This is a genomic window from Nostoc sp. LEGE 12447 (assembly GCF_015206985.1).
Taxonomy (GTDB): domain Bacteria; phylum Cyanobacteriota; class Cyanobacteriia; order Cyanobacteriales; family Nostocaceae; genus Nostoc.
The window spans coordinates 25,371-42,534 of the sequence record NZ_JADEXT010000038.1 but is presented as its reverse complement, the minus strand read 5'-3'; the positions used below and the strand labels follow the sequence as shown (position 1 = coordinate 42,534).

Annotated in this window: 9 protein-coding genes; 4 read left to right on the top strand and 5 right to left on the bottom strand. The window is 43.5% G+C overall.

What is annotated here, in order from left to right; genetic code table 11:
- Positions 1–41 precede the first annotated feature (41 nt).
- A complete protein-coding gene (locus tag IQ274_RS27970; RefSeq protein WP_194144122.1) occupies positions 42–2,378 on the top strand; it encodes an arylsulfatase in 2,337 nt (778 codons plus the stop codon).
- 221 nt (positions 2,379–2,599) lie between these two features.
- Positions 2,600–3,475: a bile acid:sodium symporter family protein gene (locus IQ274_RS27965; protein ID WP_194144121.1), complete on the top strand. Its 876-nt coding sequence runs from the start codon at positions 2,600–2,602 to the stop codon at positions 3,473–3,475.
- Between the two features lie 365 nt (positions 3,476–3,840).
- Here IQ274_RS27965 and IQ274_RS27960 read toward each other — a convergent pair whose 3' ends face one another.
- From IQ274_RS27960 to IQ274_RS27950, 3 genes are all read right to left on the bottom strand, one after another.
- Entirely contained in the window at positions 3,841–4,380 is a 540-nt protein-coding gene (locus tag IQ274_RS27960) for a DOMON-like domain-containing protein (protein WP_194144120.1), read from the bottom strand.
- On the bottom strand, positions 4,377–5,495 hold the full coding sequence (locus IQ274_RS27955; RefSeq protein WP_194144119.1) for a phosphotransferase enzyme family protein: 1,119 nt from the start codon (positions 5,493–5,495) through the stop codon (positions 4,377–4,379). The genes IQ274_RS27960 and IQ274_RS27955 overlap by 4 nt, the downstream gene beginning before the upstream one ends.
- 233 nt (positions 5,496–5,728) lie before the next feature.
- Entirely contained in the window at positions 5,729–7,039 is a 1,311-nt protein-coding gene (locus IQ274_RS27950) for a Tudor-knot domain-containing protein (RefSeq protein WP_194144118.1), read from the bottom strand.
- Between the two features lie 469 nt (positions 7,040–7,508).
- Between IQ274_RS27950 and IQ274_RS27945 the strand changes: the two genes are divergently transcribed.
- Together IQ274_RS27945 and IQ274_RS27940 are read left to right on the top strand one after the other, a co-directional pair.
- Positions 7,509–7,718, top strand: a complete 210-nt coding sequence (locus tag IQ274_RS27945; protein ID WP_163928665.1) for a hypothetical protein — start codon at positions 7,509–7,511, stop codon at positions 7,716–7,718.
- Between the two features lie 44 nt (positions 7,719–7,762).
- On the top strand, positions 7,763–13,897 hold the full coding sequence (locus IQ274_RS27940) for an SdiA-regulated domain-containing protein (RefSeq protein WP_194144117.1): 6,135 nt from the start codon (positions 7,763–7,765) through the stop codon (positions 13,895–13,897).
- 637 nt (positions 13,898–14,534) lie between these two features.
- On the opposite strand, the gene IQ274_RS27935 is transcribed toward IQ274_RS27940, so the two are convergent.
- Together IQ274_RS27935 and IQ274_RS27930 are read right to left on the bottom strand one after the other, a co-directional pair.
- Positions 14,535–15,974 carry an MlaD family protein gene (locus IQ274_RS27935; protein ID WP_194144116.1) on the bottom strand — a complete coding sequence of 480 codons (1,440 nt, stop codon included), beginning with the start codon at positions 15,972–15,974 and terminating at the stop codon, positions 14,535–14,537.
- Positions 15,975–16,088: 114 nt separating this feature from the next.
- Positions 16,089–16,871, bottom strand: coding sequence for an ABC transporter ATP-binding protein (locus IQ274_RS27930; RefSeq protein WP_163928668.1), 783 nt, complete (start codon positions 16,869–16,871; stop codon positions 16,089–16,091).
- Positions 16,872–17,164 lie beyond the last annotated feature (293 nt).

Sequence of the window (17,164 nt, the reverse complement as noted above, 5' to 3'; positions counted from 1 at the left end):
CGTCTCTGCGTGAGAAAAAAATAGCTATAAAAGGTTATTGTATGTTGAGTTTAATTTTTCGGGCAATCGCTCTATCTCTAGTCATCACCTTGTTGATGATTAGTAACCCTGCCCTAGCAGCTACATCAAAGGTTCTCCCTATTCGTCCACCGTCTTTTGAAGGTGAAATTGGCACAACTTACAAAGAGTCAACACCCGATTTTCCCGCCCCAATCACCGCTCCTAAAAATGCTCCTAATGTCTTATTAGTGCTACTGGATGATGTGGGCTTTGGGCAGGCAAGTACCTTTGGTGGTTCTGTAGAAACCCCCAATCTGACTCGTTTAGCGGAAAAAGGATTACGCTACAACCAATTCCACACTACAGCCCTTTGCTCACCTACCAGGGCAGCTTTGTTAACTGGGCGCAATCATCATTCTGTGGGTACAGGCGTAGTGGCAGAGTTAGCAACCGGTTATCCCGGTTACACGACTATTTTACCCAAGAGTGCGGCCACTGTGGCGGAAGTGCTGCGTCAAAATGGTTATAATACTGCGGCTTTTGGCAAATGGCACAATACACCAGATTATGAAACCAGTGCAGTGGGGCCTTTCGATCGCTGGCCGACAGGTTTAGGATTTGAGTATTTTTACGGTTTTATGGGTGGTGATACTAACCAATGGAGTCCGGCTTTGGTAGAAAATACCAAGCGGGTTGCACCACCAATCAATAATCCTGATTACCATTTAACTCCAGATTTAGTAGACCATGCGATCGCCTGGATTCGTTCTCAACAATCTATTGCTCCTGAAAAACCTTTCTTCACCTATCTGGCTACCGGTGCTACCCATGCCCCCCACCACGCCCCCAAAGCCTGGATTGACAAGTATCAAGGTAAATTTGACCAAGGCTGGGATAAATTGCGGGAAAAAATCTTTGTCCGTCAGAAACAACTGAGTGTAATTCCTGCCAATGCCCAGCTTACTCCCCGTGCCAAAGAATTCCCAGCTTGGGATTCTCTATCTCAAGATGAACAAAGAATTTATGCTCATGAGATGGAGGTGTTTGCAGGATTTTTAGCACATACAGACTATGAAGTCGGACGGTTGATTGATGCTATAGACAAACTTGGGGAATTAGATAACACCTTAGTAATCTATATCGTTGGTGATAACGGTGCTAGTGCCGAAGGTGGTTTAACTGGTAGCGTCAATGAGCTGAAAGTCTTTAACAGAATACCGGAAAGCCAAGAACAACTTTTAGCTTCCTTGAATGACTTAGGTAGTCCCAAAACCTTTAATCATTATCATGCAGGCTGGGCTTGGGCAGGAACTACACCCTTTCAATGGACAAAACAAATTGCCTCTCACTTTGGTGGTACTCGTAATCCTTTAGTAGTTGCTTGGGGCAACCAAATTAAAGATCGTGGTGGACTCCGCAGCCAATTCCATCATGTCATTGATATTACACCTACAATTCTCGAAGCGACAGGAATTACTGTACCTACTGAAGTTAACGGGGTGAAACAACAGAAAATTGAAGGTACTAGCCTAGTCTACACATTTGACGATCCTGATGCTTCTTCCCAACGCAAAACCCAGTATTTTGAGATGTTTGGAAACCGAGCTATTTATAATAACGGATGGATAGCTGCGGCTCGCCACCCGCGCTTGCCTTGGCAGGGGACAATCAATGTTGATTTCGAGCAAGATCCTTGGGAACTATACAACATTGAGGAAGATTTCAGCGAGGCAAATAACCTCGCAGACAAAAATCCAGAGAAACTGGAAAAACTGCAAAAGTTGTTTTTATCAGAAGCTCGTAAACACAAAGTTTTACCATTAGACGATCGCGTTTCTGAACGGTTTGATGTCAAAATTCGCCCTTCTCTAGGCGCAGGACGCACCACATTTATTTACTATCCTGGTGCAGTACCCATCCCCGAAGGTAGCGCCCCAAACCTCAAAAACAGATCATTCACTATCAAAGCTGATGTAGAGATTCCAGAAAATGGTGCTGAGGGTGTCTTGTTAACTCAAGGTGGACGCTTTGCTGGTTGGGGCTTTTTTCTTGAAGATGGTAAACCAACCTATACCTACAATTTTGCAAATGCAGAGCGATACATTATTCAATCTCCTGAAAAATTACCCCCAGGGAAAGCAACAATAGGATTTGATTTTGATTATGACGGTGGTGTTGGTGCAGGAGGAACTGGGAAATTGTTCATTAACAATCAACAGGTAGCTCAAGGTCGAATTGAAAAAACTATACCTTATCGTGTGGCTTTAGATGAAACCTTTGATGTTGGTCGAGATACAGGTACACCTGTAGTTGACACCTATCAAGTACCGTTTGCTTTTACAGGTAATTTACAGAAAGTTACCCTAAACCTGAAATAAGTTTAGGGGTGTAGACGTTCCTGGTAACGTCTATACAAAATGTCTTTACACCTCTGCATTCAATACTTCTCGGTTAAGGGGAAAAGGGGAAAGGGAAAATGGAAAGAAAAAACCTTTAACCCTTACCCGATTCTGAGTTAAAAATGTAAAAAACGAGAAGTATTGCCTCTACATCTACTCTTACAAGATCCATAAAAGCGATCGCGCGAAAGCAAAAAATTATGAATGAAATTATCCCCATACTTGACAAACTCGCATTTCTGTCATTTGTCGTTGCAACTATGTTTGGTACAGGGTTGAAGTTAACTTTACAGCAGATTTGGGAACCACTCCGCAATATCCGTTTAGTTATTTTATCACTGGTGGCAAATTTTTTAATTGTACCCCTTTTTATCTATTTGCTGTTGCAAGTAGTACCTGTAACCGAACCAGTGAAAGCTGGTTTTATCATTATGGCGTTAGCATCAGGCCCTCCAGCCTTACCTAAACTGGCTCAAATAGTTAAGGGTAATTTAGCTTTTTCTACAGGGTTAATGATGTTGCTAATGTTTGGCACAGTATTTTATATGCCGATTGCACTACCGTTAGTTTTGCAAGGTGTACAAGTCAATTCTTGGGATATTGCCAAACCTTTAATATTGTTGATGTTAACCCCGTTAGGAATTGGGTTAGTTATTAAGGCAAAATCTGAGGACATAGCCATCAATTTTCAAGCAATTACGTTCAAAATATCTAACTTTGGATTACTTTTAGGTTTAGTAGTAAGACTGGTAGTTCACTTTAACGAGATTATCATTTTATTAAAAACAGGTGTAATCTTTGTTTGTGCTATTTTTATTATCTTCTCTTTTACTGTGGGTTATTTACTGGGTGGGCCTGGTATTGATACTCAAAGAGTTTTAGGAGTAGGAACGGCTCAACGTAATTTTGCTGCTGCTTTATTAATAGGTACAAGCAATTTTGACGATCCTAATGTGGTGAGTACCATTATGGTGACAAGTTTATTAATGATGGTTTCAGTCCTGATTTTGGGGAAAAAGTTAACAGAAGTAGACCAAGGACAGGGTGCAAAAATAGAGTCGGTAGAAATTTCATGAGTAACCCTCCACTTCTCCCACGACCGAGTTGAGTACAATGTTGCTCTAAATTTTAGAATGATAACTTGAGTCAGCTACTCACAGTAAATTTTTGAATAGTATAGGACTTATGCAATAACTTCTCTCAAACTCTTATTCCTTTGCGTCCTTTGCGTCCTACCCTGCGGGAAGCCGCTCCGCGTCTATGCGGTTCGTTTTTTCATTATTTTGCGTAAGTCTTGTAGTATAGGAATCCGCTTTGATTTTTGTTCGCGTAGCGTGGCGTAGCCATATTTACTTGTGTGGGAAGGCAAGAGGCAATAGGAAAGAAGGCTTTTTGAGTTGTACGGAGTTTTTTCAAAAATCAAATATGAGTCCTATAGTATTTACAACTCAATGATAAAACTGTCTCGCAAATGAAAGTCAGCCTCTTTGCCTCGATGAGTTAACGCCCAGTAAGTTACTTCACCATCTCTATCTTTAATAACGCTAGTAATGGCAACTTCAATTGCTTGCTCCATAGAAATGATTTTATCTAAATCAACATTTAAGGCTAGTGCTAAACTATCAGATTGATTTTGAACATTAAAAGGGAGATTTTCAAAAGCTGTTTCCTCTTGCATTCCTTGACGATACACATCAAGGCGATAAACATTCCAGTGTCCACTTGGAGACAGGTTGAATTCCCAATACTGTTGAGAATTTTTGATGCCAAGAAAGAACTCGAAGCAGGTGTCTTTCCACAATTCATGCTTGCGCGACGGTGTATTTGATGGTTGGGCAATCGCAATTTCTTTTAAATCGCCTTCAAGCATATAGTGGATGGTAAATTGATTACCATTGCGGCTGATATTGCCTACAATTTTCAAATTAGGCAGCGATTCAGTAGAAGGAAAGGGTTGTAGGGAAAATATCTGGTTGTTCATTTCATGTCTTTGATAATGTTACGAATCTGCGTTTCTTGAGATTCAATACTTTCGGTAAGCTTAAACTGCACGATCGCTCTTGCCAAGTTATGTTCTGGGTGCTTAACTTTAAAGTAGACATTCCCGGCTAAATAATCAGCAAAAAATCTCAATCCTAATTCAAAGGCAATGAGACGGATAGCATCATATATGTATGCATAGTCATTCTCGGTAAGAAACGCCTTTGCCACAGAGAGATAGCCTTGTAAGATTCCCTGACAGAGGTCAGTATCGAAATGAACACTTTCCCAATTCTCTGTTTCTTCTCCAGCCTGATTGCAGCCCGATCGCAAACAATCGCCAATATCGTAATGTACCAGACCGGGTTTAACGGTGTCGAGGTCGATGACGCTGACGGCTAGCTGAGTAACAGTGTCGAACATAACGTTATTAATTTTGGGATCGCCGTGCATCAGACGCAGAGGTAGTTTGCCCTCAGCTTTGGCATTTTCTAGGATATGTGCAAAGGTTTGGCGATCGCTAACAAACTGTAAACAATAATTAACTTCCGAAGATTGACTAGCACTAGTTTTCGCCAACGCTTCTTCGTAACGCTGGAGGTAAAGCGGTGTAATATGGAATCCTTGAAGAGTGTCAGCGAGTTTTTCTGGTGGTAAATCACTGATTAAATTGTGGAACATCCCCAAGGCATAACCGATTTCTTTCGCTTGTGAGCGATCGCGCATAGTATCGAAAGACTGGGAGCCTTCAATAAAGCTAATCGCCCGCCAAAAGGAGCCATCTGCATCCTGACAGTGGTCTTGAGCATCCTTAGTTAATAGTACGCGCGGTACTTCCCAGCGACGATTGAGGGAGATATGCTGTAACTGTTTATGAACATGCTCAGTGAAGGTACGCATATTCTGCATAATCAGTTTTGGCTGACGAAACACCTGTGTATTGATGCGCTGCAGGACAAAATGTTGTTCTTTTGGGGAATCTAGAGTGACTAAGAAAGTGTCATTGATATTACCACTTCCAAAGGCTTTAACGACTGTAACCTTTCCTACTTGGGCGAATTGATCTGCGATCGCAATCAAATTCTCTGCACGTTGTGTATTAAATTCTTTTGTCATCTGTTTAACCTGCTACTCCTCACATACATTGCACGAAGGCAATAGGGGATATGGTAGCGCGTCAAAATAATTCGTAATTCGTAATTCGTAATTCGTAATTTTTAAAGGTAATAGTGCTAGCACAGGGTGTGACACCAATAGCGAGTATTCAGCAAGCTACGTGCAGCGTCTCGTAGAGAGGATAATAACCCATCGTAGATATTGCTCTTGCCGACCCTGTGCTAATTCAGTAGTTAAGAAATTTCGTCGCTATCAACCCACTCATCATAGGATGAGTCATAACCAATATAGTGAACAAAGTATTGCTGATTTTGGATTTGCTGAATCGTTGCAGAATACCAAGCTTCTTGGTCTTCATCCCAACATTTTACTTTTTGACCAACTGCATATCCATTGTCATCCGCAGCGCGAAGATCGCGAGTCCGAATGTCATCTTCGCCCACCCACTCGTCATAAGATGAACCATAGCCAAGGTAATGAATAAAAAATTGGTCATCTTGAACTTTCTCAATTGTTCCCTGATACCAATCTTCGTCTTCACCATCCCAGACTTCTACTGTTTTGCTGACTTCATACTGAATTTTATCTGACTTGACAGCAGAAGCTGACGAAACATCTTGAATAGGCTTTTGTTGCTCTTGTTTAATTTCCTCTTTTACGAAAGTGTATGCTTCCAAAATCAAGCTGCGAGCGACGCTTTGAGTTCCGGTATGCTCGTAGTAATTGGTAGTTTGATCTAGGAATACTGCGACAAAATCTAAATTATCATCAGCAATCTGAATAAAACTACCCAAATTACTAGAAATTGATTGCGGGGTTATACCTGTCTTAGATACTAAGTTATTCATCCAACCTTGTACGGAGTTAAAACCCTGACTGATAAAACCAACTTTATCAGAGGGATTACTACCTGGTAAAAAGTTATTGATAGCTAAGAAAACCGGATTTTGAGTTATTGCACCAGCATCAGTGCCACTAATAACTCCGTGAATTTTGCTGAGAAAATCGGGGCCTAATGGCAGAATTCCATCTATACAAACTAAAGCTACCATCCGCATTAAGGAGGCATTTTTATAGTTGTTAGTAAGGGAATTAGCAAACTCTTGGGGGTTAGGCTGAGGAATGCCATTTAGTTTACAAAAGGCGATGATTTCGACAGCGATTTTCAGTGCCAAGTCAATAGATTGAGTTACATCAGCTTTGGGAGTAATGTTGCCTAAAAAAGACAGAAAGCCGATTTTTTCACTAACTTTATTCGCTAAAGCTGCCGCTGCCATAGCTGTGTCTGCCTTATCAATTGTTTGATAAAGCTTGATTGCGAACTGGTAGCCTTTTTGAGGATCTTCGTATAACACGACAGCGCGATCGCGGATTCTCTGAATTACCTTAGCATCGGTTTCTCCTGTAATGCTGCGAATACTATTTTCAAACCCTGTCAAATTGCTCCACTCACCTGGCGCTACATAATCAAGAGCCTTTAAAACTTTGACAGTGATATTGTCAGTTGGTAATTCGTCAACCAACTGAATAATTGATTTATCCATCAGCCGATCCTCAAAACTCAAAGTTATGCTTACAACACAGTTCAACTAAACCCACAACAATTAATACCAGTTGCTTACCTTACGGGAAGCCTTTCTCTGGTCAATGCTGCGCGAATTACTGAACCGTATTAATAGAGTTCCCCGACTTGACCAAAAAATAACAAGTGGCGATCGCTACCAATATTTTTCGGTTAAGGGGGAAAAGGGAAAGGGAAAAGGTTTGAATTTACCTTTCCCCAGACCACACCAGAGATGGAAAGTACTTATGCGAGAAGTATTGAATTGCCTCTCATCTGCTGACTTTTCAATTAGCTGAGTCTACATTTGAGCCTAACTCCATGCCAAATATTTGTTTTTTTAACCTTTTGCTAGCTGTTTCTTAAACTTACCGGGATAGGTTGAAGTTGATGAGTACGAATTAATACTAATAAAGTATGTAGCTATTTTTTGCTAGTTACTTTGGTCTTTCATGCCGATATTGTCTCATGTTCGCCCAAACGCTGAAGTAAGTTATTGCATCTATCCTTTTGTAGTTATGGGAGGCGATCGCCGCACAAATCAGTGTAATTGCTGTACTTGGTGTAGCGATCGCTTTTGGACTGTTTACGAAGTGCGGACAACTTTGGATAAATCCCAAGAGCGATCGCACTTAATACATCGCTTCGGATCATTTGGTTGATTTTTTGAGGATCTGAAACAAACTAAAGAGGTTAAATAATTCCTATGGCTTTAACACAAGGGGATATTGCTTTTATATCCTTCAATGCTGATGAAGATGGCTGGTCTATTGTTACATTTGTAGATATAGATCCGAACACGACGATTTATTTCACTGATAATGAAGCTATTAGCACGACAGCTTTTAACACTGGTGAGTCTTATTATCAATGGACATCAGGATCTAGTACGATAAATGCTGGTACAGTAATTCGCTTTACTGGAGTTGATATTGCCACCCTTGCTGCATCAGTTGGAACTCTCTCTCGTTCCACGGTATCAGGTAGCAGTAACTACGGTCTCTCTGCAAGTGGTGACGTTATCTATGCTTTTCTTGGCTCTAGCGCAGCTGCTCCAACTACGATTTTAACTGCGGTATCATCGGGAGATGTTGTAACGCCTGGTGATCCAATTGCAAATGCAGGATTAACGGTTGGAGTTAACGCAATAGTATTAAGAACTAGTGCTGACTATGGTGAATATAGTGGCTCTAGAACTGGACAATCTAGCTTTGCAAACTATAAATCTTCAGTCTTTAATGTTAACAACTGGACGGTTGATCAAACTGATGGTAATTATACTACAACTGCTCCAAATACCACGAATTTTACGATCGCCGCATCAACCCCCACTGTCTCGATCGCTGCCACTGATGCCAACGCCGCCGAAGCTGGCACTGACCCTGGCATCTTTCGCATTTCTCGTACAGGCAGTACCACCGATGCCTTGACGGTAAATTACACCATTGCCACGGGTGCTGGACAAGCCACAAGCGCAGATTACACACCAACCCTAACAGGCACAGCAACCATCGCTGCCGGACAATCCTTTGTCGATGTCACCATTACACCTGTAGACGATCCGACAGTTGAAGGAACTGAAACCGTCACTCTGACTCTGAATACCACCGCCGACTATACTCTGGGTAATGCTACTGCAACAGTGGCGATCGCTGACAACGATACGGCGGTAAGTTCCATCGATCTCTCCACCTACGTCCGCATCGGACGTTACGACCTACCCGAACCTACCCGAACCACTGCACCAACTAACAGCTTACTAGCTCAAGAAGTCTCGGCAGTTACCTATAACAAGGATACCGACACGCTGTTCGTTGTCGGCGATGGCGGCAGAGCGATCGTGCAAGTATCGAAGACGGGACAATTAATTGACTCAATGACGCTAGCTGCTGGCAGCAGTCCCCAAGGAACGGAATTCTACGATACAGAAGGGCTTACCTATGTCGGTGACGGTAAGTTTGTCTTGATCGAGGAGCGAGATAGACAGGCTAATTTGTTTACATATACCCCAGGAACCACCCTTACCAGAAGCAACGTCCAAACCGTAAAGCTCGGTACAACGGTCGGAAATATTGGCATCGAAGGTATCTCCTATGACCCACAGACTGGTGGCTTCATCGCAGTTAAGGAGATTACACCCGAAGGAATTTTTCAAACAAACATCGATTTTGCGGCGGGAACTGCAAGTAACGGTTCACTCACCACAGTCAACTCGACCAACCTTTTCGATCCAGCTTTGGCTGGTCTTGCAGACTTCGCGGATGTTTTTGCATTGTCGAATCTATCAGCCTTAAACGGGCAACCCGACTCAAGCCGTCTGCTAATTTTGAGCCAAGAATCAGGCAAGATTGTTAACATCGATCGCACTGGGAATATCTCTAGCTCATTAACCATCGTCTCCGATGCGGGTAATCCTTTGTCCGTTGTGGATCAGGGGAATGAAGGAATCACGGTAGACAAGGATGGATTGATTTATGTCGTTAACGAGAATGGCGGAGGTGATATCGATCACCCTCAACTTTGGGTCTATGCACCGTCCTCATTTATCTATGCGAATCAACCCCCTATAGCTGTCAGCCTTGCGAATACCGTTACCAGCTTGTCAGAAAGCACCAGTATTGCAACTCCCTTTAAAGTCGGCAACATTATCGTCAGTGATGACGCTCTGGGAACAAATACCCTCAGCTTGACTGGTGCAGATGCCAACTTCTTTGAGATTACGGACAATGCTTTGTTTGTCAAAGCGGGAACCACCCTAGATTTTGAAACTAAGACCAGCTACAACGTCAGCGTCAATGTAAATGACACCACCGTTGGCAATAACCCAGACGCAACTACGACATTTAGCTTATCAGTCACCGATGTAAATGAGAATCCCACCACCAGCAGTATCTTCATCACTGAAGTAGCTCCCTGGAGTAGTGGCAATTCGCCCGTCGGTGCAGACTGGTTTGAGCTTACCAACAAGGGTTTGAGCGCCGTAGATATCACGGGCTGGAAAATTGACGACAACTCGAATAGCTTCGCCTCCTCTGTCGCCTTGAGCGGTATTACAACTATCGGCGCAGGTGAATCGGTAATCTTCCTTGAAGGAGCTACCGCCAATCCTACTTTCCTATCCAACTGGTTCAGCGCAAACCCACCAGTCGGGTTGAAGATCGGCAACTACTCTGGTTCGGGCATAGGCTTGAGTACGGGTGGTGATGCGGTGAATATCTATAATTCCACTGGTGCTTTGCAGGCTAATGTCGTCTTTGGAGCATCTCCAGCCGCAGCCCCATTTGCTACCTTCGATAATGCCGCCTTGTCAAACAATGCTACGATCGCAACATTGAGCGCTGTGGGAATCAATGGTGCATTCGTAGCTGTAAATTCAAGCACGGAAATCGGCTCTCCAGGGACTATTGTTTCGTCTCTACCCACAATTGCGATCGCAGCCCAAGATGCCAATGCAGCCGAAGCTGGCACTGACCCTGGTATCTTCCGGATCTCTCGCACAGGCAGTACTACCAATGCCTTAACCGTAAATTACAATGTTGCAACGGGTGCTGGACAAGCCACAAGCGCAGATTACACCCCAACCCTAACAGGCACAGCAACGATCGCAGCTGGACAATCCTTTGTGGATATCACCATTACACCTGTAGATGATCCGACAATTGAAGGAACTGAAACCGTCACTTTGACTCTAAATAGCAGCGCCAACTATACTCTAGGTACTGCTACTGCAACAGTGGCGATCGCTGATGATGATGCAATTCGGATTCACGACATTCAAGGCGCGGCGCATATCTCACCCTTGAGAGGTCAAACCGTTAGCAATGTAGCGGGAATTGTCACGGCTACAGCTAGTAACGGTTTTTACTTGCAAGACCCCAACCCAGATAGCGACGATCGCACTTCTGAAGGTATTTTCGTCTTCACCTCAGCAGCACCAACTGTATCCATTGGCGATTCCATATTAGTCAATGGAACAGTCACGGAGTTTCGTCCCGGTAATAATGCAAATAACCTGACGGTAACACAAATTACTAGTCCTACAATTGTCACCGTTTCCATCGGCAATGCTTTGCCAACTGCGACAATTCTGGGCAATGGCGGCAGAGCTATCCCAACTACAGTAATCGATAACGATACTACTGGTAATATCGAAACTGGAACGACCACCTTTGACCCTGCCCAGGATGGCATCGACTTCTACGAAAGCTTAGAAGGAATGCGAGTACAGGTTAATAACCCAGTCTCCACTTCACCCACTGGAAACTTTGGGACATCACAGGAAATTTGGGTATTAGCGGACAATGGGGCAAATGCCACTGGGCGGACAGCTCGCGGTGGTAGCCTAATTAGTGCCTCAGACTTCAATCCTGAACGGATTCAGATCGACGATCTCAACAATGCCTTAGTGCTACCTGAGATTAATGTTGGTACGCAACTTAGCACTGTTACTGGTGTCGTTAACTACGACTTTAGCAACTATGAAGTTTTAGTATCGGCTGCTCCCACAGTAGTACAGAACAGTACCCTGCAAAGAGAAGTCACTAATTTAACTCCCACCACTGACCAATTGACAGTTGCTACCTTCAACGTCGAAAACCTTGACCCCAGCGATGGGGCAACCAAGTTTAACAACCTTGCCAGCCGCATTGTCAATAATCTGAAATCACCAGATATCATTAGTCTGGAAGAAATTCAGGACAATAACGGAGCAACGAATAATGGCGTAGTTGATGCCAGCACGACCTTCCAAACATTAATTAATGCGTTAGCGAAGCTCACCGAAGGTATCGCTGCTGCTGGTGGCCCCACATATCAATATCGCCAAATTGACCCAGTAAACGGTACAAATGGCGGTGAACCTGGGGGAAATATTCGTGTGGGCTTCTTGTTTAATCCTGCTCGTGTCAACTTTGTAGATCGCCCCGGTGGTACTTCCACCTCCAGCACCACAGTTACCAACGTCTCTGGTGTTCCTACTCTTTCTGATAGTCCTGGTTTGATTGACCCCACTAACTCGGCTTTTACTAGCAGTCGCAAGCCGTTAGTTGGTGAATTTACTTTCAAGGGTGAAACTGTTTATATAATTGGCAACCACTTCAATTCTAAAGGTGGCGACCAACCATTATTTGGCGTGAATCAACCGCCAACTCTCACCAGCGAAGTGCAGCGTCAGCAACAAGCTACCTTGGTGAAAAACTTTGTCCAAAGTATTTTAGCGATCAACCCTAATGCCAATGTAGTAGTAGCGGGTGACTTGAATGACTTTGAGTTTTCCAACCCTGTCAGCACCCTAGAAAGCGCTGGACTGACTTCCTTAATTGAAACTCTGCCAGCAAATGAGCGTTACACCTACAACTTTGAAGGCAATGCCCAAACACTCGACCACCTTTTAGTTAGTAGCAACTTGCTTGGCAAGCTAGATGCCTATGATGTCGTTCACGTCAACTCAGAATTTGCCGAGCAAGATAGCGATCACGACCCTAGTGTGGCTCGATTTAATCTGCCTGCAAACCAAGCCCCCACAGCCGTAAATGATACAGTCAGCATTGCCGAAGATGCAACGACATCTAATCTCTATGGCACATTACTGAGTAACGATACTGACCCCGATGCTGGAGATCCGAAAAACATCATTGCCGTGAACACCACAGGCACAAAAGGGACAGTTTTATTTGACCAAAACACTCAAAACTTGACTTATACTGCCTCTAGTTTTAACTCTCTACCCCAAGGGCAGACTGCAACTGATAGTTTTAGCTATGCGATCGCAGACAGTCAAGGTTTACAATCTACGGCGATCATTAACGTCAGCGTCACTGGTGTCAACGATACTCCGACGGTAGTGCAACCCCTTGAAGACAGAATCATCTCTACAAGCAAGCTTTTCTCTTTCAACGTCGGTGACAAATTTACTGACATCGATCAAGGCGACACCCTTACCTACACTGCTACGGGCTTACCCACTGGATCTGATATCGCTAACACGGGTCTGATATTCGGCAATATCTCCCAAGCTGGCATTTTTGCCGTCACTGTTACCGCTGCTGATGGCAAAGGTGGCAGTGTTAGCGATACCTTTGACCTGACTGTTGCCAATAACAAAGCGACATCTGGCAACGACATTATCTTTATCGACCAACTTGTTGGTGTGAGCGTATTCAATGCTCTAGGTGGCAATGATCGCGTGAGCGGCACTGATGCCAATGAGACACTCAGTGGTGCAGCAGGCAATGATTACATTGATGCCAAGGGCGGTAACGACTCCCTCTTGGGGAACGATGGCATTGACACACTTTTAGGTGGGGCAGGTAATGACATCCTCGAAGGTGGAGCAGCTGATGACATACTTCTAGGTGAACTTGACAATGACACACTTCTAGGTGGAGGAGGCAATGATAGCCTCGAAGGTGGAGGAGGTAATGATAGCCTCAATGGTGGAGCAGATAATGACACCCTTCTAGGTGGACTTGGCAATGATATCCTGGCTGGAGGTGGTGGCAATGACCACCTGATTGGTTGGGGAGGTGGTACAAACGAAATTGACCAACTCAACGGCGCTCAAAGTGCAGATACTTACATTTTGGGTGATGCTAGTTCAGTTTTCTATGCCAAATCTGGCAATGGTGACTACGCCGATATTGTTAGCTTCAAAGCAACCGATCGGATTCAGCTGAAAGGATCTGCTGACAATTACTTCTTGGGGTCAGCATCAGTATCTGGATTTAGTAGTTCACCTGTGGGCATTTTCGCCAATAATGGGACGCAATTAGAATTAATTGCGGTTGTGGAAAGCGGATTAAACCGCAATTTGGCAACAGATACTCGGTTCGTATTTGTCTAAGTCTACTTTTTTTAAGATAAAAAGGTGCGTTATGCCTTTGCTTAACGTACTGTGACAGGCTAGTAGTTCGCCAAGTGAACTTGGCGGGGTAAAGGGTAAAGGGGAAGGTGGGGCCCCCTCTGGGGATAAGGGGCGGGGGGAAAGGTTTCAAATCCCTTACCCCTTACCCCTGCCCCTTATCCCCACTTCGTGGGGGCCTCACCTTCCCCTTTACCCAGCCATCACGCAGCATTTTTGGGTTGGCAGACTACTAGATCAAAATGATGCGTTACTTCGTTAACGCACCCAATAGCGCAATACTCAAGTTTAAGTCTGTCCCTTTCTGAGTTGGAGAGGGACAGATTTTCCAATACGGTTCGGTTAACGTTTTAATATTTTGAAGATCCGCCCAACCCCTTTTAAAAAGAGGGCTTATGACCCTCTTCTACCCCCTTTCTAAGGGGGTCGCCGCAGGCGGGGGGATCTTAACCGAAAGGTATTGGATTTTCTGTAGAGCGATCGCTCAAGAGGCGCGAGGGGTAGTTCAAGCTCACATTAAATTAAACATCTGGTGAAAAAAAATGTAGAGACATTGCAATGCAACATCTCTACAAAAGTTTCAAGTCAAGCATCATTAATTTCTGGAGATGTCTGTTGCCTATTTTTCCGTCTCCAGTTGCTCTCGTTGCTTACCATACTCCCGCAGCTGTTTTAACAAGACTTCTTGGGATGAGTTAGGAATAGACGGACTGGGGGTTGGTTGAAGGTTGATATCACTACTTTCAAAATTAGCAGGTGAAGGATTAACGTCATAGACGGGTAGCGACTTGTCATTAGACATTGCTTGTTGGGTTGGTGCTGGGGTAGGAATTAGATTATTTGGTTTGCTCACAGCAGCTTTGACCGAATCTAGAGTAGTAGCAACTTGTACTTGTTGCTGCATATCTTGTGTAGAAGAGACTAAACCACTTAAACCATTCACCAATTGCCGCAAATTTTTTCGGAAATTAGGATCGCCTGTCAATTCATCCAAATCAGATGTAATTTTTTGGGTATTTTCAAAGGTGACTCGTGCTGAATCTAAAGTTTGTTGCAGCAGCACCGCATTTTTGGGATCGTTTAAAGTTTTAGAAGCATCGCGTAAATTAGCTGAGGCTTGCGCTGCATTTGCTGAAAGAGCTTCTAAATTGTTGAGTAATTCTCCTTGAGTCAATCGATTGACAGATGGTGATAGGCTACTGACTGTAACACGTAGTTGGTTGCTGGTTTCGGTGATATTATTTAAAGCGCCAACCAGCGAAGAACGATTTGTTGTCAAAAGATTATCCAGGTTGTTGAGCAAACGATTTGCTTGAGATGCAGTTGTACCGAATTTATTTACTGTTTCATTTGCAGATGTATTAAGTTGGTTAGTCGCTCGTTGTACTGAATTAGCAGTGGCTGAAAATGTATTTAGTTGTTGTCGCAAGCTTTTAGTCAAACCTTGTAAATCCTGACTTAGCTCAGTAAAACTGGATGCTGCACTTGTGGTAGTTTCTAGAACCCTATTGACATTTCTATAAAATTTGGGGTCATTGTATGATGAGGCTAGATCGGTTGAACTGCGAATTAATTCATCAACACTGATGCCAATTTGACCTTTTAAGCGAGAGCCATTACAGACAATCAGACTGGAATCGCAACTTTTATCTAGGGGTCTAGCAATTACAACCCCAGCAGGTAAAGTTGTTTTTGGTGTAATGTCAATAATACTTTCGCTAATTAATCCACTTTGATTAGCTTCCACCACGACATTCCGGGGGATAATTAAGTCAGTTTGGGCAATTTCAATTTCTATATCAATCGCATTCGCTTTTGGTAGAACCTGAGAAATAGTTCCTACTTTAACACCTCGATAGCGAACTATTGCTCCCTTTTGCATTCCGCCAGCGTTAGCAAATTCCACAATAATTTTGTATGAACGGCCAGCAGCAGTAAATCTATTTAACCACAAAAAGAGTAACCCAAATACTCCTAGTCCTACCAGGAGCAACAACCCCACAGAGCCTTCTCTAAATGTTCGCCCAGACGCGAAGCGGCTTGTCATAAGACCTCGCATATTTTTCCTCTACCCAATAATTAGTTATGAGTTGGGAGTTTTGAGTTAGGAGTTATGAATTGAATTTAACTCTCATTCCTCATTTTTCACTCCTCACTTTTCACTTTTCAGTTTCTAACCGACGACTTGAATCGGCCCTTGCACGCTTCCACTCATAAATTGTTTGATCAAGGGATTTTCTGTGTTGTATATCTCACTAACTGTACCCTGCCACTGCACTCTACCTTCATAGAGAAATATAAGTCTATCAGCAGTACGGCGAATAGTACTGTCTTGATGGGTAACAACAGCGTATGTACTACAAACTCCATTCAAACATTGCAAATAGCGGATTAAATCTTCGATTACAGTTGAGGCAATAGGATCGAGTCCGGCTGTTGGTTCATCGTATAATAGAACTTCTGGGCCTTCTGACGGATTATCGGGGTTAGACATGATTGCACGGGCAAAACTTACCCGTTTTCGCATTCCCCCGGAAAGTTCGGCTGGGTAAAGGTGGCTTATTGATGGCAAACCGACCATCTCCAATTTTTCTTTTACCAAATCTCGAATGCGCGATCGCGGCAGCTTTGAATTTTGATAAAGTAAAAATCCCACATTCTCCTCCACCGTCAGCGAATCAAATAGCGCCGCCTGTTGAAACACCATACCAATGCCAACTGGCTGTCCACCATCCTCAATCAAACCGTCCCGCCGCACTCCTTGCACATAAATTTCTCCTTCATCAGGAGCAAGTAACCCCGCCATTACCCGTAGAATTGTTGATTTACCAGTCCCTGATGGCCCAATAATCCCTAGTGCTTCTCCCCGGTAAATGGTCAAGTCTACATTATCTAGAACTTTATGGCTACCAAAGGACTTAGAAACACCTTTTAGTTCAATCAATGGTTCAGTCATTAGTTATTAGTCATTAGTCATTGGTGAGCCGGTGCCTTGGGCAGGTTCCCCAATTTGTACCCTTACAAGGAAGCAAGCTACTGGCAGGGCATTGTATAGTACATTATAAGTATATGATTGGCGTTCTAATTAGCGAACTTTATTTTTTTAGCATAATATTTACTTATTTGCCATTTTCAATGTCCTAAAATCTCCTCAACCCAAAGCTGAGAAATACACCGTAGTAACTTAATGTCTCAGTAAAGGGAAACTAAGACTCCAGTTTTCTGTGGACATTAGCAAATCCATTTAAT

Bases quoted from the DNA above. Each gene is read 5' to 3' on its own strand.
- IQ274_RS27970 (WP_194144122.1), top strand. From the start codon at position 42: ATGTTGAGTTTAATTTTTCGGGCAATCGCTCTATCTCTAGTCATCACC.
- IQ274_RS27965 (WP_194144121.1), top strand. From the start codon at position 2,600: ATGAATGAAATTATCCCCATACTTGACAAACTCGCATTTCTGTCATTT.
- IQ274_RS27960 (WP_194144120.1), bottom strand. From the start codon at position 4,380: ATGAACAACCAGATATTTTCCCTACAACCCTTTCCTTCTACTGAATCG.
- IQ274_RS27955 (WP_194144119.1), bottom strand. From the start codon at position 5,495: ATGACAAAAGAATTTAATACACAACGTGCAGAGAATTTGATTGCGATC.
- IQ274_RS27950 (WP_194144118.1), bottom strand. From the start codon at position 7,039: ATGGATAAATCAATTATTCAGTTGGTTGACGAATTACCAACTGACAAT.
- IQ274_RS27945 (WP_163928665.1), top strand. From the start codon at position 7,509: ATGCCGATATTGTCTCATGTTCGCCCAAACGCTGAAGTAAGTTATTGC.
- IQ274_RS27940 (WP_194144117.1), top strand. From the start codon at position 7,763: ATGGCTTTAACACAAGGGGATATTGCTTTTATATCCTTCAATGCTGAT.
- IQ274_RS27935 (WP_194144116.1), bottom strand. From the start codon at position 15,974: ATGCGAGGTCTTATGACAAGCCGCTTCGCGTCTGGGCGAACATTTAGA.
- IQ274_RS27930 (WP_163928668.1), bottom strand. From the start codon at position 16,871: ATGACTGAACCATTGATTGAACTAAAAGGTGTTTCTAAGTCCTTTGGT.